The organism is Rhodococcus sp. NBC_00297 (assembly GCF_036173065.1).
Classification (GTDB): Bacteria; Actinomycetota; Actinomycetes; order Mycobacteriales; family Mycobacteriaceae; genus Rhodococcoides.
Map to the genome: position 1 here is coordinate 682,769 of NZ_CP108041.1, position 19,516 is coordinate 702,284.

Here is a 19,516-nt window from a genome sequence, read left to right on the forward strand (position 1 = left end):
CCTAGATCCAGACACCCTTGCCGACGGCGACCACGCCGTTGGCGCTCACGTTGAACCGCTCGCTGTCCCGCTCGCGGTCCACGCCGATGATCTCGCCGTCGTTCACCACCACGTTCTTGTCCAGGATGGCGTTGCGGACGACCGCATTACGACCGATGCGCACTCCGGGCATGATGACGCTGCCCTCCACGGTGGCGCCCGCGTCGATGATCACCGACGAGCTCAGCACCGAGTTGCGCACCGTCGCGCCGGACAGGATCGATCCCGCTCCGACGATCGACTCCTGAGCCAGACCGCCCTGCACGAACTTGGCGGGCGGCAGGTTGTCCGCGGCGCCGCGGATCGGCCACCGCTTGTTGTAGAGGTTGAAGATCGGGTGGACCGACACCAGGTCCATGTGTGCGTCGTAGAACGCGTCCAGGGTGCCGACGTCGCGCCAGTAGCCCTTGTCCCGCTCGGTCGCACCCGGGACGACGTTGTCCTTGAAGTCGTAGACCGATGCCTTCCCGGCCGCGACGAGCGCGGGAATGATGTTGCCGCCCATGTCGTGATCGGAATCCGAGTCCTCGGCGTCGGCACGGATGGCATCGACGAGCACCTTGGTGGTGAAGACGTAGTTGCCCATCGACGCGAACGTCATGGTGGGGTCGTCCGGCGTTCCGGGCGGGTCCGACGGCTTCTCGAGGAACTCGGTGATGTTGCCCGAGGCGTCGCTGTCGATGCAGCCGAATGCCGTTGCCTCGGCGCGCGGTACGCGGATGCCGGCCACCGTGACACCGGCACCGGAATCGATGTGCTGCTGCACCATCTGCTCGGGGTCCATGCGGTACACGTGGTCCGCACCGAACACGACGATGTACTCGGGATCCTCGTCGTACACGAGGTTCATGGACTGGAAGATGGCGTCGGCACTGCCGGTGTACCAGCGGGGCCCGAGCCGCTGCTGCGCGGGCACGGGGGTGATGTACTCACCCGCGAAACCCGACAGCCGCCAGGTCTGGGAGATGTGCCGGTCGAGCGAGTGCGACTTGTACTGGGTCAGAACGCACAACCGCAGATAGCCGGCGTTGACGAGATTGCTCAGCACGAAGTCGATCAGGCGGTACGCACCACCGAACGGGACCGCGGGCTTCGCGCGATCGGCTGTCATCGGATACAGGCGTTTGCCCTCACCTCCGGCGAGCACGATTCCGAGTACATGCGGCTGGGTCCTCACAACAGCCAACCTATCCGGTTGTGACGAGCAATCGCTACGTATAGGCCGAATGCACACCGACGCGTTACGTTCCTCTCATGCGAGTGGCGATGATGACCAAGGAATATCCCCCCGAGATCTACGGCGGCGCGGGCGTTCACGTGACGCAGCTGGTCGACCGTCTCCGCGCACTGTGCGAGGTCGACGTGCACTGCATCGGCGCGCCGCGCGAGACCGCCGTCGTGCACTCGCCGGACCCGGCCCTGGTCGACGCGAACCCGGCCTTGACCACGCTCTCCACGGGACTGCGGATGGCGAACGCCGCCGGCGGCGCCGACGTGGTGCACTCGCACACCTGGTACACCGGCCTCGCCGGCCACCTCGCGGCCGAGCTGTACGGGATCCCGCACGTGCTCACCGCGCACTCGCTGGAACCGCGCCGCCCCTGGAAGGCCGAGCAGCTGGGCGGCGGCTACCGCATCTCGTCGTGGTCCGAGCGCAACGCCATGGAGTACGCCGACGCCGTCGTCGCGGTCAGCGACGGCATGAAGGCCGACGTGCTGGACTGCTACCCACGCATCGATCCGGACCGAGTTCATGTGGTGCGCAACGGCATCGACACCGAGGTGTGGCACGCCGGCGGCCCCGCGGACGGCGCGCCGTCCGCGCTCGAGGCGATCGGCGTGCGCACCGACGCCCCCATCGTCGCGTTCGTCGGCCGCATCACCCGGCAGAAGGGCGTGGGGCACCTCATCGCCGCGGCCCACTCGTTCGATCCGTCCATTCAGCTGGTGCTGTGCGCGGGTGCGCCCGACACCCCGGAGATCGCGGTCGAGACCGAGCGCGCCGTCACCGCCCTGTCCGAGAGCCGCGGCAACGTGTTCTGGGTCCGCGAGATGCTGCCGACCGAGCAGATCCGCCAGATCCTCTCGGCGGCCGCCGTGTTCGTGTGCCCGTCGGTGTACGAGCCCCTCGGCATCGTCAACCTGGAGGCGATGGCCTGCGAGACGGCCGTCGTCGCGTCCGACGTGGGCGGCATCCCCGAGGTCGTGGCCGACGGCCGTACCGGGGCTCTCGTGCACTACGACGCCGCGGACACCGCCACGTTCGAGGCGGACCTGGCCGCCGCGGTCAACGACCTCGTCGCCGACGAGAGTCGAGCAGCGCGGCAGGGTGTCGCCGGTCGCGAGCGCGCCGTCGCCGAGTTCTCCTGGGAGTCGATCGCGCAGCAGACGATGGAGGTCTACGCCGCGGCCCGCGCGTAGACACCGAGGGTCACCGACACGGTGACCTCGCGCGCGGGCGGCATCTCGTCGACCCGCGCGCGCAGATCCGCCGCCGGGATGTGGCGCGCCGACGGCCCCATGCTCACGACGTCGACGATCTCGTCCCGCGTGAGCGTGGTCGAGTAGGTGATCGGGACCCGGCGCACCCGCTCGAACCGGCCGCCGAGCGTGTCGCCCAACCTCTGCGTCTTGTTCTCGTCCACCCGGACGAGACCCAGATCGTCGACCAACTCGACGAGATGGCGCTCGGTGGGGGTGAGCACCACCAGCACCCCGGCGGGTGCGAGCACGCGCGCGAGTTCCTCTGCGTTGCGCGGCGAGAACACCGACAGGGCCGCGTCGATCACGCCGGAGCGGACCGGGATGCTCTGCCAGACGTCCGCGACCACCGCGGACGCCCGCGGGTGCGATCGTGCGGCGCGGCGCGCAGCCGCCTTGGACACGTCGAGACCGACGCCGACGGCATCGGGGACGCCCGCGTCCAGCACGCGGGCGAGGTAGTGCCCGGTGCCCACTCCGACGTCGAGCACGCGGCGCCGGTCCCCCACGGCGTCGGCCACGGCGTCCATCAGCGGGTCGTAGTGCCCGCGGTCGAGGAACTCGGCGCGCGCAGCGACCATCTCGGTGGAGTCGCCGACGATCTTGCCGCCGGACCCGGAGAGCAGGCTGACGTATCCCTGGCGCGCGACGTCGAACGTGTGCCCGCGGTCGCACAGCAGCGCGGCAGATCCCGAGTCCGGATCGTCGGCCTCGAGGTCCGACCCGCAGTGTGGGCACGCGAGCAGGGCCACCGCATCGTCGTTCACGGTTCCTCCGCTCGTCGTGGTGGGTCGCTCGTTCGGTCGGGACGAGAACAGCCCCACCGGTCAGGGTCGGCCGGTGGGGCTGTTCTCACGGTGATGACAGGTGTGGTGTCAGCTGGTGACGCCCTTGAGCTCGTCGCCCAGAGCGGCTGCCTCGTCGGGAGTCAGTTCGACGACCAAGCGTCCTCCGCCTTCGAGTGGAACCCTCATGACGATTCCTCGTCCCTCTTTGGTCGCCTCGAGCGGACCGTCCCCGGTCCGGGGCTTCATGGCCGCCATTCTCTGCTCCCTCCAGATCTGCGCTGCCCTGCATCGCGCGCTGCATCAATTCGGTCGCGCCTCGCCGGGGTCCGACGAGGCTCGTGCACTTATTGTTCCCTATCCTCCGGATCCGTGGGCAACGGACACCCTCGAACGAGCGGGACACGGGTGTGTACTAGCGCGCGGGAACCCAGCATCCGGCGAGGTGATCGTCGACCATTCCGGTCGCCTGCATCAGCGCGTACGCCGTGGTGGGGCCGACGAACGCGAAGCCGGACTTCTTGAGAGTGCGCGCGAGAGCGGTGGACTCGGGTGTCACCGCGGGAACGTCCTGCAGGCTCGTGGGGCGACCGCGGCGCGGCGGTGCGAACGACCACAGGAGCGCGTCGAGATCGAGGTCCTGATCGACGATGGCCCGCGCATTACGCACCGCCGCAACGATTTTCGCGCGGTTGCGGACGATTCCCGCGTCACCCATGAGGCGTTCGACGTCGTCGTCTCCCCACCGCGCGACGACGGTCGGATCGAAGTGCGCGAACGCCGCTCGAAAGGCGTCCCGCTTGCGCAGAATGGTGATCCACGAGAGTCCCGACTGGAACGCCTCGAGGGTGATCCGCTCGTAGAGCGCGTCGCGACCGTGGACGATGACGCCCCATTCCTCGTCGTGGTACCGGGCGTACAGCGGATCGGTCGTCGGGTCACCGGCCCAGAGGCAGCGGGCCCGTCCGTCCGAACCGATCCGGAGACCGGACTCAGACGTCGTCACCGGGCGCGTCCTCCACGACGGCTTCCGACGGCTCGGCCTCGCGCAGGCGTAGCCGCAAGCTGTCGATCTCGACCGCGAGTCGATCGAGGGCCCAGTCGACCTCGCGGGCGTCGTACCCGCGCAGCGTGAGGGAGAATCGCAGCGCTCGCACGTCGCGCCCGGAGATGCCACGAGCGGGCAGCGCGGTGGCCGTGGTCCCCTCCGGCAACGGTTCCATCTCCTCCCCACGGCCGAAGACGACGGACGCGAGGAGGAACAGGGCCGCGGCCACGACCGCGATCACGACGACGTACAGCAGGATCGTCACCATGACACGGATCCTGTCACGACGAGGCGACAGGATCCGCGGCGGTGGTGCGCCTCCGCCGGCCTGGACTTCTCAGCCCCCCGACTTCTCGACTCCCGACTTGCCCGCCCACGGCCGCACCGTGCGCATGGGCGGCCGGTCGGCCAGCGAGACGTCGGTGATCGAGGGCACGAAGGTCTCCCCGTCGAGGACGAACTGCGTGAGACCGGCTCCCGAGTCGGCGATGCCGGCGCGCGCCAGCATGGTTCCGACGATCTGACGGCTCATGGCCCCCAGCTCCACGAGCGGCCGGTTGCGGTGACGCCGGACTCCGAGGTTCACCTGCCCGATCGCGTCCATGCCCAACCGGTCGTACGTGTCCATCAGCAGACCGATCTCCACGCCGTACCCGGGCGCGAAGGGCACCGAGGACAGCAGTTCGCGGGTGCCCGCGTACTCCCCGCCCAGCGGCTGGATGACCCTTCCGAGCTCGGGACGCAGCGCGGCCAACAGCGGTCTGGCCACCAGTTCGGTCACGCGCCCACCACCGTGTGCTTCGGTCGACCCGCTCAGCGGCCGGCGGTAGTAGCCCTTGACCAGATGGATGCCGTCCCCCATGAGCAACGGCCCGAGGAGCTTGGGCACGAACTGCGGGTCGGGATCGATCAGGTCGGAGTCCACGAACGCGATGACGTCGCCCGTCGTGGCCGCAATCGCGCGCCACAACACCTCCCCCTTGCCGGGAGCGGGGGCGAGTTCGGGAACCGCCTCCTCCCGGGAGACGACGGTGGCACCGGCGGCCGTCGCACGCACGGCGGTCCGGTCGGTCGACCCGGAGTCGAGCACCACCAACTCGTCGACCAGTCGCCCGAGGAGCGGCGAGATGGTGTCGAGGACACCGGCGACGGTCTCCTCCTCGTTCAGTGCGGGAAGCACGACCGAGACGGTCCGGTCACCCTTCGCCGCCTCGAGCTCCTCGAGGGTCCAGGAGGGTGATTCCCAGCTGTTCTCGCGATCCCAGTCGGTCGCGGTGGTGAGCATGCCTGCGAGTGTCATGCCAGACCCCGTACCGTCCGGGCGGGAGCCCTGGTGCCTGCTATCGCTGCCACCATGTCGACCACCCGTCTCGTCGCTGCCACCTCGTGCACCCGGAACATCCGAGCACCCTGTGATGCCGTCAAAGCTGTCGCGGCCAATGTTCCCTCCAACCGTTCGGCAAGTCCTACACCCAGAGTCTCCCCGATGAAATCCTTGTTGCTCAGTGCCATCAGGACAGGCCATCCGGTGTTTACAAGACTGTCGATCCGACGCAACAGTTCGAGCCCGTGATAGGTGTTCTTGCCGAAATCGTGGGTCGGATCGATGATGATCCCGTCCGCTCGCACGCCCGCGGCCAGAGCGTTCTCGGCCGATCGAGTCACCTCGGAGAGCACGTCGGCGACCACGTCGGGGTAGCGAACGCGGTGCGGCCGGGTCCGGGGAACGGCTCCGCCGGTGTGCGAACAGACGATGCCGGCACCGACCTCGGCGGCGACGTGCACGAGCTCGGGGTCCGCGCCGGCCCACGTGTCGTTGATCAGATCGGCGCCCTCGGCGCACGCGAGCCGAGCGACCTCGGCCCGCCAGGTGTCCACGCTGATCACCAGATCCGGGTATGCGGCGCGGATGGCGGCGACGAACGGCACGACCCGTCGGGTCTCCTCGGCGGCGTCGACGGTGGCGCCGGGTCCGGCCTTCACACCGCCGATGTCGACGAGGTCGGCACCCTCGTCCACCGCACGGCGGACCGCGTCCATCGCGGCGTCGTCCTCGAACGTCGCGCCGCGGTCGTAGAAGCTGTCGGGGGTGCGGTTGACGATGGCCATGACCAGCGCACGGTCGGTCGCGACCGGTCTACCGCACAGGGTGTCGGCGGGGACGGACGTCTCGGGTGCGCTCACACCACCATGATGCCCGTCCCCGGGGGCCACCTCAGCCCTTGGGCAGCTTGCCGGCACCGACCTCGTCGACGTACTCGTCGTAGCTCTCGACGTAACCGCCGGACTTGCCCTTCAGGACGAACAGGTCGCCGTCCCCGTCGCCGTAGCCCACCTTGCGGAGCTCGACCTTCTTGCTCTTGAACGTGGACGTGGCCTCGAGCGAGTCCACGACGCGGATGAACAGCGGCACGGCGTAGCCGGGCAGGTTCTTGTAGGCGTGCTCGGCGAAGCTCGCGCCGTCGAAGCTCTTGTCGTGGCGCAGGGTCACCGCCGCCATGCCCGCCTTGCCGTCGGTACCGGGAACGTCGACACCGAAGACCACGGCCTGATCGACGTCGGGGTGCGAGTTGAGCGCGCCCTCCACCTGGGTCGTGGCGACGTTCTCGCCCTTCCACCGGAAGGTGTCGCCGAGACGGTCGACGAACGCCACGTGCCGGAAGCCCTGCTGACGCACCAGGTCTCCGGTGTCGAACCAGCAGTCGCCGTCCTTGAACCCGTCCTTGAGGAGCTTCTTGTTCGTGGCCTCCTCGTCGGAGTACCCGTCGAACGGCGCGCGGTCGGTGATCTTCGACAGCAGCAGGCCCACGCCGCCGGACCCCACCTTGCGCAGCCGACCGTTGTCGTCCCGCTTGGCCTTGCCCGTCTCGTCGTCGTACTCGACGACGGCGTACGGCAACGGGCAGAAGCCTGCGGTGCGGTCGATGTTGAAGGCGTTGATGAACGCGATGTTGCACTCGCTGGCGCCGTAGAACTCCGCCACGCGCTCGATGCCGAAGCGGGTGGTGAACTCCTCCCAGATCTCCGGGCGCAGCCCGTTGCCCACGATCAGCTTGATCGTGTTGTCGGAGTCCTGCGGGGTCTCGTCCTGCGTCAGCAGGTAGCGGCACAGCTCACCGATGTAGGTGAACGCGGTGGCCTCGTTCTCGCGGACGTCCTTCCAGAAGTTGGACACCGAGAACTGCTTGCCGATGGCGATGGTGGCGCCGGACGCCAGCACGGACGACAGGGACACCGTCAGCGCGTTGTTGTGATAAAGCGGGAGGCAGCAGTAGAGGACGTCGTTCTTGTCCAGACGCACGCCCATGCTGCCGAGACCGGACATGGACTTCATCCAGCGGAAGTGGCTCATCAGGCTGGCCTTGGGCATGCCCGTGGTGCCGGAGGTGAAGATGTAGAACGCCTTCTCCTTGGCCTGGACCTCGGCCGTGGTGGCCGGGTTCTCCGCGCTCGCCGACGCCGCCTTCTCGTCCAGCTCGTCCGCGTGCAGGATGACCTTCTCCGGGAGCGCCTCGTCGAGGGACTCGAGGGCCTCGACGCAGTCGCCGTCCACGACGAGGACGCGCGCGTCGAGGATGCCGAGACTGTGCTCGAGCACGTCGCCGCGCTGATTGAAGTTCAGCATTCCGGCCGTGGCGCCGAGCTTGACGGTGGCCAGGGCCACCAGCAGCGTGCGCATCGAGTTCTTGGCCAGCACACCGACGACGTCACCGCGCCGGACGCCGCGGTCGGTGAGCACGCTCGCGTACCGGTTCACCAGATCGTTGGCCTGGCCGTACGTGAGGGTGTCGCCCTCGAAACGTACGAACGGGTGGTCCGGCGTCTTCGCCGCGACGCGCTGGAAGATGTGGCCGATCGACTCCTTGTCGTCGGGCTTGCGCAGGAACCCGGGCACACCCCGGAGGACACTGGGCAGCGCCGCCGTCATCTTCGGAAGTGTGGCGGCGATGTCGAGCAATCCGACCTTGTGACGAGCCTCGGCACCCATGCTGTGGTTCCCTCCCCTGGCGAGCCGGCTGCGTCTCCGGCTGTGACGACGCTTACCTTACTGATTGGTAATGTTCACGGTGCGCGTGCCCTGCACGAGCCCACACGCCGTCAGAGCCGTGTCCACGTCCGCCGTGACGACCAGGCGATCGAGCGAGCGCTCGGAGACGAATCCCGTCCGGACGAGCGAGCGCATCCAGTCGAACAGCGGTGTGAAGTGGTTCACGGGATCCAAGACTACGACCGGTTTGTCGTGCATTCCCAGATATCCGGCGGTCCAGGTCTCGAACAGTTCCTCGAGCGTGCCGATCCCGCCCGGGAGCGTGATGAACGCGTCCGCCCGGTCGTCCATGATGCGTTTGCGCTCGCGCATCGTCTCGGTGACCACCAGCTCGTCGGCATCGATGTCCGCCACCTCGCGGTGCACCAGGGCCTGCGGGATGACTCCCACCGTGAATGCCCCCGCGGCGCGTGCGGCCGCCGCGACGGCGCCCATCATGGAGACGTTGCCGCCCCCGGACACCAACGTGCCGCCGCGACGTCCGATCTCGGTGCCCACGGCGGCGGCCAGATCGAGGTGATGCTGCTCCACCGGGCCGGACGCGCAGTAGACGCACACCGCGATCGACCCGGTCACTGCTCGGTCTCGCTCGCCCGCGACTCGGTCGCCGCGATCTCGGCCGCCCGGCTCTCGTCGACCCAGCGGACCACCTCCGCGACACTGTCCGTGCAGCGGATCAGCTCGAGATCCGCCTCGGACACCGTGCCGGCGGCCACCAGCGTGGTGCGGATCCAGTCGAGCAGCCCGCCCCAGAACTGCGTGCCGAACAGGATGATGGGGAACCGGGTGACCTTGCGGGTCTGCACCAGCGTGAGTGCCTCGAACAACTCGTCGAGCGTGCCGAATCCGCCCGGCATGCAGACGAAGGCCTGCGAGTACTTGACGAACATCGTCTTGCGGACGAAGAAGTAGCGGAAGTTGACGCCGAGGTCCACCCACTCGTTGAGCGACTGCTCGAAGGGCAGCTCGATACCGAGGCCGACCGAGAACCCGCCCGATTCGCAGGCCCCCTTGTTGGCGGCCTCCATCGCGCCCGGTCCCCCGCCCGTCACCACGGCGTAGCCGGCGCCGGCCAACGCGGTGCCCAGTTCGACGCCGAGCGCGTACTCCGCGGACTCGCGCGACGTCCGTGCCGACCCGAACACCGTGACGGCCCGAGGCAGTTCCGCGAGTGCGCCGAAGCCCTCGACGAACTCGCTCTGGATCCGCAGCACACGCCACGGATCGGTGTGCAGCCAGTCGGCGGAGCCCCGCGAGTCGAGGAGCCGCTGATCGGTGGTGGACCCACCGAACTCCCGTCGGTCCATGACGGGCCCGCGGTAGTTCGTGGACCTCTCGCCGGCGTTCTCCCGGCTCTCGTGCGCTCCCATGACGGAGAGGCTAGTGGGCGCCGGTGGCGGTCAGATACCGGCGCAGGACGTCGGCGACATCGGTGATCTGCTGCACCGGTACACGCTCGTCGCGCTTGTGCGCGAGGTTGGGATCGCCGGGACCGTAGTTCACCGCCGGGATGCCCAGCGCGGAGAACCGGGAGACGTCGGTCCAGCCGTACTTGGCGCGGAACTCTCCCCCCGCCGCCGTGACCAGCGCCGCTGCCGCGGGTGCGGCCAGACCCGGCAGCGCGCCCGGCGACCTGTCGGTCACCTCGACGGTGAGATCGAGATGCTCCGCGTCGGTCGCCTCGCGCACGTGCTCGATCGCCTGCTCCACACTGCGGTCGGGGGCGAAGCGGAAGTTGACGTCGACGAATGCCTCGTCGGGGACCACGTTCCCGGCGACGCCGCCGCTGACACGGACCGCCTGCAGTCCCTCCCGGTACACGCAGCCGTCGATGTCCACGCTGCGCGGCGTGTACGCGGCGAGCCGGTCGAACAGCGGGCCCAGCTTGTGGATCGCGTTGTCTCCCAGCCACGATCGGGCCGAGTGGGCGCGCGTCCCCGTCGCGGTGAACCGCATGCGGAGCGTCCCCTGGCACCCCGCCTCGATGAAGCCACCCGACGGCTCGCCGAGAATCGCGACGTCTCCGCGCAGCCACTCGGGCATCTCCCGCTCGATGCGACCCAGACCGTTGGCCGACGCCTCGATCTCCTCGCAGTCGTAGAAGATCAGCGTCAGGTCCGCGGTGGGCTCAGCGACTGTCGCCGCCAGGTGCAGGAACACCGCGTCCCCCGACTTCATGTCGACGGTTCCGCATCCGTGGAGGACGTCGCCCTCGGCGTGCCCGCGCTCGCGACGACTCGGCACGTTGTCGGCGATGGGGACCGTGTCCAGGTGACCCGCGAGGATCACCCGCGTCGGGAGCCCCCGGTTCGTCCTGGCCAGCACGGCGTCGCCCGAGCGCACGATCTCGAATCCCGTGGTCTGCTCGCGCAGCGCCCGCTCCACCGCGTCGGCCAGCGTGGCCTCGTCTCGCGAGACGCTGGGAACGTCCACCAGCGCCGCCGTGAGGTCGACGGGATCGGCGTGCAGGTCCAGGGAGATCGGTGCGCTCACGCAGCCGACCTTACGTTCGCCCGGCCGTCCGGTCGTCCTCTAGGCTCGGTCCCCGTGACCACAGGAGCATCGGCAGTCGGCATCGCACACATCACCTCGTCGGGAACGGTGCTGGACACCTGGTTCCCCGCTCCCGAGCTCGCCGAGGTGGCCGAGACCGGCACCGCACGGCTCGACGCGGCGGACGTTCCCCCGGAACTGGCCGCGCTGGTCGGACACGACGACGCCCGCTACCTCGACATCGTCGCGGTGCGGACCACCATCTCCTCCCTCGACGACGCCCCGGTCGACGCGCACGACGTCTACCTGCGCCTGCACCTGCTCTCGCATCGCCTCGTCCGGCCGCACGGCCTCAACCTGGACGGCCAGTTCGGCCTGCTGTCCAACGTGGTGTGGACCAACCACGGCCCGGCGGCCGTCGACGGCTTCGAGGCGACGCGCGCCCGTCTCCGTGCACGGGGCGCCGTCACCGTCTTCAGCGTCGACAAGTTCCCGCGACTCGTCGACTACGTGCTCCCCACCGGTGTCCGCATCGGCGACGCCGGTCGCGTGCGCCTCGGCGCCCACCTCGCATCCGGCACGACGGTCATGCACGAGGGTTTCGTGAACTTCAATGCCGGCACGCTCGGCTCGTCCATGGTCGAGGGCCGCATCTCCGCCGGCGTCGTCGTCGACGACGGCTCCGACGTGGGCGGCGGCGCCTCGATCATGGGCACTCTGTCCGGCGGCGGCAAGGCCGTCATCTCGGTGGGACAGCGTTGCCTGCTCGGCGCCAACGCGGGGCTCGGCATCTCCCTCGGCGACGACTGCGTCGTCGAGGCGGGCCTCTACATCACCGCGGGCACCAAGGTCACCGGCCCGGACGGCACCGTCGTCAAGGCGGCCGATCTCAGTGGGCAGTCGAACATGCTCTTCCGTCGTAACTCCGTTTCCGGTGCCGTCGAGGTCGTGCCGTGGAAGGGTACGGGCGTCGAGCTCAACTCGATCCTGCACGCCAACGACTGAGCGATTCGGCGGCAGGCTGCGTCCGGGGGGACCGTGAGCCAGGAAGCGATACAGCAGGAACCGCGACTCGAGTCGGTGATCACCGACGATCTGGGTGACGCGGACGCCCACACGTGCGAGGGGCTGGTGCGCGGCGCCTTCGGCGAGCGTTTCACCCCGCACGACTGGCAGCACGCCCTGGGCGGTACCCACGTGATCCTCCGCGACGGCGACCGCATCATCGGTCATGCCGCCGTGGTGCCGCGCCTTCTCCACCACGGCGGCGACGAGTTCGACGGCGGCTTCGTCGAGGCCGTCGCCCTGGACCCGGAGTTCCGGGGCACCGGGCTGGGTGCGCGGCTCATGGCCGCGATCGAGGAGCAGATCGAGTCGGACGACGTGGTCGGCGTGCTCAATTCCCTTCCCGACGCCGTCGGGTTCTACGAGCGGCGCGGTTGGGTGCTGTGGCGCGGACTGCTCGGCGGCATCGGCAACACGGAGGAGCCGACACCGCCCGACGAGGACGACGCCGTCATGGTGTTCCGTCCCGAGTCCCGTCTCGATCCGGACGGCACGCTGCTGGTCAACAATCGCGTCGGGTCGCGCTGGTAGTCCTGCCCTCCCGAACATGTGAATCACCGTTCCGTCCTTGACACCAGTGCGGAACGGGCGTTCACTTCTTGCCATGGTGTACCGACGGACCGCTGCGGTCCAGGAGCGGCTCGATGCCGCCCGATCTCGAATCGTCACCGCTGCACTGTCTCTCGTGGCCGAGCGGGGGTACGCCGCATGTTCGATGGCCGACGTGGCCGCCCGCGCCGGCATCGGTGTGGGCACCGTCTACCGCTACTTCCCCGGCAAGGGCGAACTGTTCGCCGAGGTCTTCCGCGACGCCTGCAGCCGCGAGGTGGCCGCCGCGACAGCGGCGGGTGTGCGCGCCGCCGCGACCGGCACCCACACCGACAGCCTGCTCGCCTCGGTCCGCACCTTCTGCGATCGCGCCTGTCGCGCACCGACTCTCGCGTACGCGCTGCTGGCCGAGCCCATCGACGCCCTCGTCGACACCGAGCGTCTCGCCTTCCGGCAGTCGTTCGCGGACGCGTTCGCCGCCGCCATCCGTGCCGCCGTCGAGGCCGGTGAACTCCCGGACCAGGACGCGCCCCTGACGGCGGCGTGCATCGTCGGCGCCATCGGCGAGGCACTGGTCGTCCCACTCGCCCGCGGCGAGGCCGACGCTCGCGTTCTCGCCGCACTCGAGACCTTCACACTCCGCGCCCTCGGCGCCCCGACCGACAGGAGAGCGTCATGACCCCCACGCACACCGTCACCAATCAGGTTCCGCCGCTCATCGGCCACGACGTCGCCGACCACCCGGTCGTCCTGGAGGCCCTGCACCGCGAGGGCGCCGACGACGCGCTCGACGAGCTGCACCGGCTCGGTCGGCTGGCCGGGAGCGAGCAGGCGCAGCGCTGGGGCGATCTCGCCGAGGAGCATCCGCCCGTCCTGCACACGCACGACCGCTACGGGAACCGCATCGACGAGGTGGTCTACGACCCGGCGTACCACGAATTGATGCGCACGGCAGTCGAATTCGGCATGCACGGGGCGCCGTGGCGCGACCCGTCACCGCACGCACATCTGATCCGTGCCGCGAAGTTCAGCGTCTGGGGCGCGGTGGACGCGGGGCACGGGTGCCCGATCTCCATGACGTACGCCGTCGTTCCCGCACTCCGAGCGAACGCGGAACTGTCCGCGCTGTACGAACCGCTGCTCACCTCGTCGACGTACGACCCCTCGTACCGTCCTCCCGCGACCAAGACGGGTCTGATCGCGGGCATGTCCATGACCGAGAAGCAGGGCGGTTCCGACGTCCGGGCGAACCGCACGACGGCCGTGCCGCAGCCGGACGGCTCGTACCGGATCACCGGCCACAAGTGGTTCACGTCGGCGCCGATGTCGGACGTCCTGCTGGTCCTCGCGCAGGCGCCCGGCGGCCTGTCGTGCTTCTTCCTGCCCCGCGTCCTCCCGGACGGCACTCGCAACGCCATGGCGATCCAGCGCCTGAAGGACAAGCTGGGCAACCATTCCAACGCCTCGAGCGAGGTGGAGTACGACGACGCGACCGCCTGGCTCGTCGGCGACGAGGGTCGCGGCGTGCGGACCATCATCGAGATGGTCAACATGACGAGGCTCGACTGCACCCTGGGGTCGGCCACGGGAATGCGGGCGGGCACCGCTCAGGCCGTGCATCATGCGGTGCACCGGCAGGCGTTCGGGAAGAACCTCGTCGACCAGCCACTCATGCGAAATGTCCTGGCCGATCTCGCGATCGAGTCCGAGGCGTCGACGACCGTCGCCCTGTGGCTCGCCGCGCTCACCGATCAGGCAGCTGCGGGCGACGAGCGTGCCGCCGCACTGCGGCGCATCAGCCTCTCCGTCAGCAAGTACCTGGTGTGCAAGCGCGGCCCGGCGCATGCGGCGGAGGCCCTGGAATGCCTGGGCGGCAACGGGTATGCGGAGGAGTCGAGGATGCCGCGGCTCTACCGGGAGGCTCCACTGCTGTCGGTGTGGGAGGGTTCGGGCAACGTCGCGGCGCTCGACACCCTGCGCGCCGTGGCACGACAGCCGGAGACGCTCGCCGTGTTCTTCGACGAGCTCGACGGCTGCCGCGGAGCCGATGCGGCGCTCGACGCCGCGGTGCGGTCGCTGAAGGACTCCTTCACCGACATCGCCACCCTCGAACAGCGGGCACGCCGCGTCGTCGGCGAGATGGCACTGGCACTGCAGGGCTCGCTGCTCGTGCGGCACGGCCACCCCGCGGTCGCCGACGCGTTCACGACGAGCCGACTCGGCGGCGACTGGGGCAGCGTGTACGGCACCCTGCCGACCGGGGTGGACACGGCCGCCATCATCGAGCGATCGACGCCGAAGGTTCCGGCGTGACCGACGCACCCGCCCCGTGGCGGGAGGGGTGGGACGAGGGAGCCGACTCCCCCTTCACCGGCCGCACTCCACAGCAGGACTCTCCGACGTTCCGGACGCTCACCTACGAGGTCGACGGGCGGATCGCCCGGATCACCTTCGACCGACCGGAGCACGGCAACGCCATCACCGCGGACACCCCCGTCGAACTGGCGGCGGCCGTCGAGCGGGCAGATCTCGATCCGCGAGTACACGTCATGCTGCTGTCCGGTCGCGGCAAGGGGTTCTGCGGCGGCTACGACCTGTCGATCTACGCCGAGAATCTCGATCGGGGCGACAGCGGGGCCGTGGACACGACGGGGACGGTTCTCGATCCCGTCGTCCAGGCCCGCAACCACGATCCGTCGGGCCAGTGGGACCCGATGATCGACTACGCGATGATGAGCCGATTCAACCGCGGATTCGCCAGCCTGCTGCACGCGAACAAGCCGGTGGTGGCCAAGCTGCACGGTTTCGCCGTGGCCGGCGGTACCGACATCGCGCTGTACGCCGACCAGATCATCTGTGCGGACGACACGCGGATCGGCTACCCGCCGACCCGCGTCTGGGGCGTTCCCGCCGCCGGGATGTGGGCACACCGCCTCGGCGACCAGCGCGCCAAACGACTGCTCCTGACCGGTGACTGTCTCACCGGGACGCAGGCGGCGGAGTGGGGTCTCGCCGTCGAATCGGTGCCTGCGGATCAGCTCGACGCCCGCACCGAAGAACTTGTCGCACGGATCGCGCGCATGCCGATCAACCAGCTGATGATGGTCAAGCTGGCGCTCAACAGCGCGTTGATCAGCTCCGGCGTGCACACCTCCACGATGATCAGCACGGTCTTCGACGGCGTCGCCCGGCACACCCGGGAGGGCTTCGCGTTCCAGACCCGCGCTGCCACCGTCGGATTCCGGCAGGCCGTCCAGGAACGCGACGAACCGTTCGGTGACGCGAAGCGGAGGTGACGTGAGAACGGGGGAACAGGCCCCGCGACAAATCGGTTGGCTCCGAGTACGGCTCGATGAGACAGTCGAGCGGTACGTGAGGAGTCGTGTGTGTCCACCGGAGTGCTCGATCGCGGAACGAGACGTGCGGTCGAGGCGTCCTCCGCGACGGTGACCTCGTCGCTCCGCCGCTTCGCCCCGTTCCTGGCGCCGTATCGCTGGTACTTCGTCGGGTCCATCGTGGTCTCGCTGATCGCCACGCTCACCGGCCTGGTGATCCCGCTCGTCATCCAGAGCATCATCGACGGCCCGATCACCCGCGGCGACGTCGCCGGCGTGTGGTGGCCTGCGGCGCTGGTGCTGCTGCTGGGAACGATCGATGCCGCCGGCATCTGGATCCGTCGCTACCTGGTGTCGGGGCCGTCGAGTCAGTTCGAGATCACGGCCCGCGCGCACGTGTTCGCGAAACTGCAGCACGTGTCGGTGGCCGCGCACGACAGCTGGGAATCGGGCCAACTGCTCTCCCGCGCCATCTCCGACCTCTCCGCGCTGCGCCGCTTCGTCGCCTTCATCGGACCGTTCATCATCATCAACGCGGTGACCCTCGTCGTGGGTCTCGGTGTCCTGCTCTCCCGCGCATGGCAGTTCGGCGTCATCATGCTCGTCGTGGCGATTCCGCTGGTGTGGGCGTGCGTCCGGTTCGAGGAGCTCTATCGCGTCGTCGCACGCGACGCCCAGGACCAGGCCGGCGACGTCACCACCACCGTCGAGGAGTCCATCCACGGCATCCGGGTGCTCAAGGCGTTCGGCCGCAGCGCCCACCTGGGACGCCGCTTCCTCGCGCAGGCCGCGACGCTCCGCACGACCGAGCTCACCAAGGTCCGGTACCTGGCGATCCTGTGGACCGTCATCGTCGGACTGCCACCGGTGGCCGTCGGCGGCATGCTCGCCTACGGGACGTACGCCATCGTGACGGGGACCCTGACGGCCGGAACTCTGGTGGCGACCATGGCCATCGTCGCCTTCCTGCTGTGGCCGATCGAGTCCTTCGGTTTCCTGCTCGCCGAGCTGAACAACGCGCGGACGGCGGCGGATCGGTACTGGGAGATCATGGACACCCCGGACACCATCGTGGATCCGGTCTCCCCCGTTCCCCTGCCCGACCCGGTGCGGGGGCACATCCGCGTCGACCACGTCTCCTTCGCATTCCCGGACGCATCCGACCACCTCCTGCACGACGTCACGTTCGAGGTGCGTCCGGGCGAGACGGTGGCTCTCGCCGGCAACACCGGAACGGGGAAGTCCGTCCTGACGACGCTGATACCTCGGCTCTTCGACGTCGACGGTGGCGCGATCACTCTCGACGGTGTCGACGTCCGGTCGATGCGGCTGGCGGATCTGCGCTCGGTGGTCTCGGTCGCCTTCGAGGAGCCGGTGCTGTTCTCGGCCAGTGTGCGCGAGAACGTCGCGCTGGGCCGCCCCGACGCCACGGACGAGGACGTCGCGGAGGCACTCGAAATCGCGCACGCGACGGATTTCGTCGAGAAGCTGCCGTGGGGCCTCGACACCCGGATCGGCGAGCAGGGACTGAGCCTGTCCGGCGGTCAACGCCAGCGACTGGCGCTGGCGCGGGCGGTGCTCGGCCGGCCCCGCGTGCTCGTGCTGGACGATCCGCTCTCCGCACTCGACGTGGACACCGAGGCGACGGTTCAGCGCAGGCTGCGCACCGTGCTCGCGCACTCCACGACCGTGCTGGTGGCACACCGCCCCTCGACCGCCGCGCTCGCGGATCGCGTCGTGCACCTCGGCCACGGCACGGTGATGGAGACCGGGACGCACGAGCACCTGCTCGCCACCTCGGCGGCGTACCGCGACGTGATGGGCTCGATGTCGGGAGCGGAGCGAGATCATGGCTGACACCGACTGGCGCGGCGTCGGCGGTGAGGACACCGACGTGGACCGGGCAGGCAACCTCGTCCTGGCCGGCCGCTCACGTCGACTGCTCTTCTCGCTGCTCCGTCCGCACCGCCGCCGCACGGTCCTCGCGATGGCGATCATCTTCCTGGACAACCTGGCGTTCGTCGCGGGACCGCTGTTCATCGCCCACGCTCTCGACACGGGCGTCGCCGCTGCCGTCGACGGACGATGGGCGCCGCTGGTGTGGACCGTGGCGGGATACGTCGTGGTCGGGTTCCTCGGCGCCGCCACCACGTACGCGTTCCTCATGGTCTCGGGCCGCCTGAGCCAGGACATCCTGTTCGATCTGCGCGAGCGGGTGTTCCGCCACGCGCAGGCACTGTCGCTGTCCTTCCACGAGAAGTACACGTCCGGCAAGGTGATCTCGCGACTGACCAGCGACGTCGAATCACTGCAGACGCTTCTCGAGAGCGCGCTCAACGATGCGTTGACCGCGATCCTGTCGATGGTCTCGATCGCGATCATCCTGTTCTGGCTCGACGTTCCGCTGGCCCTCGTCGTGCTCGCGGGATTCGTTCCGCTGCTACTGATCACACGCTGGTCGCAGCGCCGCCAACGCCGCGCCTACCGACGCACCCGGGTGTCCATCGCGCGCGTCGTGGTGCACTTCGTCGAGTCGATGGTCGGCATCCGCGCCGTCCAGGTGTTCCGCCGCGAGCGCCGCAACGACGCGATCCTGCTCGCGGAGGACACCGAGTACCGGGACGCCACCACCACTGCGCTGCGCGGAATGGCGAGCTACACCGGCATCGTGCGCTGGATCGGCAACGCCACCCTCGCCGTCATCGTGGTCGTGGGCAGCATGCGGGTCATCGGCGGTGCCCTCGACATCGGCGTGCTCGCCGCCTACGTGCTGTACCTCCGCCGCTTCTACGGGCCGCTCGACGAACTCGCGCAGGTGTTCAACGCGTACCAGTCGGCCGCGGCGGCGCTCGAGAAGATCTCGGGCGTGCTCGAGGAGGAACCGACCGTGGCGCCTCCCACCACCCCGGTGCCGATCGGAATCGCGGCCGGCTATGTGGAGTTCGACCAGGTCTCGTTCGGCTACGCCGCGGACGCGCTGGTGCTGCAGCCCTTCTCGCTGCACGTGCCGGCCGGACAGGTGGTCGCCATGGTCGGCGCCACCGGTGCCGGCAAGTCGACGGTGGCCAAGCTCCTCGCGCGGTTCTACGACCCCACGGACGGCCGGATCCGTCTCGACGGCATCGATCTCCGCGACCTGGCCGACGACGACCTGCGTCGCAACGTCGTCATGGTGACGCAGGAATCGTTCCTGTTCTCCGGATCGATCGCGGACAACATCCGACTCGGCCGACCGTCCGCGACCGACGACGAGGTGCGGGCGGCCGCCGACGCCGTGGGCCTCACCCCGTTCCTGGCCGCACTGCCGCGGGGCATCGACACCGACGTGCGCAAGCGCGGTGGACGTCTGTCCTCCGGACAGCGACAGCTGGTGGCCTTCGCGCGGGTGTTCCTCGCCGCACCGTCGGTGATCGTGCTCGACGAGGCCACGTCCAGCCTCGACATCCCCGGCGAGCGCCTGGTCCAGCGCGCCCTCGAGACGATCCTGCACGGCCGGACCGCACTGATCATCGCGCACCGCCTGTCGACGGTCGCGATCGCGGACCGCGTTCTCGTCATGGCCGACGGACGGATCGTCGAGGACGGCACCCCGGAGGCCCTCGTCGCCGGCGACGGCAGGTTCGCGCACCTGAACACGGCGTGGCAGGAGAGCCTGGTCTGACGCGGGACGGTG

At 69.3% G+C, this 19,516-nt stretch carries 19 protein-coding genes; 8 read left to right on the top strand and 11 right to left on the bottom strand.

The window, feature by feature from the left end; genetic code table 11:
* Position 1 precedes the first annotated feature (1 nt).
* Entirely contained in the window at positions 2–1,216 is a 1,215-nt protein-coding gene (gene glgC, locus OG947_RS03160) for a glucose-1-phosphate adenylyltransferase (protein WP_027503860.1), read from the bottom strand.
* Positions 1,217–1,293: 77 nt separating this feature from the next.
* Here glgC and glgA point away from each other — a divergent pair, with 77 nt between their 5' ends.
* Complete coding sequence (gene glgA / locus OG947_RS03165; protein WP_056442603.1) at positions 1,294–2,460, top strand: glycogen synthase; 1,167 nt, start codon at positions 1,294–1,296, stop codon at positions 2,458–2,460.
* Here the strand turns inward: glgA and OG947_RS03170 are convergent.
* The 10 genes from OG947_RS03170 to dapE form a co-directional block, all read right to left on the bottom strand.
* Positions 2,439–3,287 carry a methyltransferase domain-containing protein gene (locus OG947_RS03170; RefSeq protein WP_328813096.1) on the bottom strand — a complete coding sequence of 283 codons (849 nt, stop codon included), beginning with the start codon at positions 3,285–3,287 and terminating at the stop codon, positions 2,439–2,441. The genes glgA and OG947_RS03170 overlap by 22 nt on opposite strands.
* Positions 3,288–3,395: 108 nt before the next feature.
* Entirely contained in the window at positions 3,396–3,563 is a 168-nt protein-coding gene (locus OG947_RS03175) for a DUF3117 domain-containing protein (RefSeq protein ID WP_003406247.1), read from the bottom strand.
* A 157-nt stretch (positions 3,564–3,720) separates the two neighbouring features.
* Complete coding sequence (locus OG947_RS03180) at positions 3,721–4,284, bottom strand: DNA-3-methyladenine glycosylase I (RefSeq protein WP_027503863.1); 564 nt, start codon at positions 4,282–4,284, stop codon at positions 3,721–3,723.
* A 13-nt stretch (positions 4,285–4,297) separates the two neighbouring features.
* On the bottom strand, positions 4,298–4,621 hold the full coding sequence (locus tag OG947_RS03185) for a DivIVA domain-containing protein (protein WP_222638160.1): 324 nt from the start codon (positions 4,619–4,621) through the stop codon (positions 4,298–4,300).
* Positions 4,622–4,690: 69 nt separating this feature from the next.
* Positions 4,691–5,653: a glucosyl-3-phosphoglycerate synthase gene (locus OG947_RS03190; RefSeq protein ID WP_285188446.1), complete on the bottom strand. Its 963-nt coding sequence runs from the start codon at positions 5,651–5,653 to the stop codon at positions 4,691–4,693.
* Entirely contained in the window at positions 5,650–6,462 is an 813-nt protein-coding gene (folP, locus tag OG947_RS03195) for a dihydropteroate synthase (RefSeq protein WP_081821090.1), read from the bottom strand. The genes OG947_RS03190 and folP overlap by 4 nt, the downstream gene beginning before the upstream one ends.
* A 106-nt stretch (positions 6,463–6,568) precedes the next feature.
* The gene (locus OG947_RS03200) at positions 6,569–8,341 is read right to left on the bottom strand and encodes a long-chain-acyl-CoA synthetase (protein ID WP_027503865.1); all 1,773 of its coding nucleotides are present in this window, start codon (positions 8,339–8,341) and stop codon (positions 6,569–6,571) included.
* 57 nt (positions 8,342–8,398) lie between these two features.
* Positions 8,399–8,977, bottom strand: coding sequence for a TIGR00730 family Rossman fold protein (locus OG947_RS03205; RefSeq protein ID WP_328813097.1), 579 nt, complete (start codon positions 8,975–8,977; stop codon positions 8,399–8,401).
* Entirely contained in the window at positions 8,974–9,771 is a 798-nt protein-coding gene (locus OG947_RS03210; protein WP_027503866.1) for a TIGR00730 family Rossman fold protein, read from the bottom strand. Before OG947_RS03210 ends, OG947_RS03205 begins: the two co-directional genes overlap by 4 nt.
* Before the next feature lie 10 nt (positions 9,772–9,781).
* Entirely contained in the window at positions 9,782–10,894 is a 1,113-nt protein-coding gene (dapE, locus tag OG947_RS03215; RefSeq protein ID WP_328813098.1) for a succinyl-diaminopimelate desuccinylase, read from the bottom strand.
* 54 nt (positions 10,895–10,948) lie between these two features.
* Between dapE and dapD the strand changes: the two genes are divergently transcribed.
* From dapD to OG947_RS03250, 7 genes are all read left to right on the top strand, one after another.
* Entirely contained in the window at positions 10,949–11,899 is a 951-nt protein-coding gene (dapD, locus tag OG947_RS03220) for a 2,3,4,5-tetrahydropyridine-2,6-dicarboxylate N-succinyltransferase (RefSeq protein WP_328813099.1), read from the top strand.
* Positions 11,900–11,932: 33 nt separating this feature from the next.
* On the top strand, positions 11,933–12,490 hold the full coding sequence (locus OG947_RS03225) for a GNAT family N-acetyltransferase (protein ID WP_051612925.1): 558 nt from the start codon (positions 11,933–11,935) through the stop codon (positions 12,488–12,490).
* 73 nt (positions 12,491–12,563) lie between these two features.
* Positions 12,564–13,187: a TetR/AcrR family transcriptional regulator gene (locus OG947_RS03230; protein ID WP_222646052.1), complete on the top strand. Its 624-nt coding sequence runs from the start codon at positions 12,564–12,566 to the stop codon at positions 13,185–13,187.
* Positions 13,184–14,821, top strand: a complete 1,638-nt coding sequence (locus tag OG947_RS03235; protein ID WP_222650273.1) for an acyl-CoA dehydrogenase family protein — start codon at positions 13,184–13,186, stop codon at positions 14,819–14,821. Before OG947_RS03230 ends, OG947_RS03235 begins: the two co-directional genes overlap by 4 nt.
* Positions 14,818–15,804, top strand: coding sequence for a crotonase/enoyl-CoA hydratase family protein (locus tag OG947_RS03240; protein ID WP_328813100.1), 987 nt, complete (start codon positions 14,818–14,820; stop codon positions 15,802–15,804). Before OG947_RS03235 ends, OG947_RS03240 begins: the two co-directional genes overlap by 4 nt.
* Positions 15,805–15,894: 90 nt before the next feature.
* Entirely contained in the window at positions 15,895–17,700 is a 1,806-nt protein-coding gene (locus tag OG947_RS03245; RefSeq protein ID WP_328813101.1) for an ABC transporter ATP-binding protein, read from the top strand.
* On the top strand, positions 17,693–19,504 hold the full coding sequence (locus OG947_RS03250; RefSeq protein ID WP_328813102.1) for an ABC transporter ATP-binding protein: 1,812 nt from the start codon (positions 17,693–17,695) through the stop codon (positions 19,502–19,504). The genes OG947_RS03245 and OG947_RS03250 overlap by 8 nt, the downstream gene beginning before the upstream one ends.
* Positions 19,505–19,516: the final 12 nt, after the last annotated feature.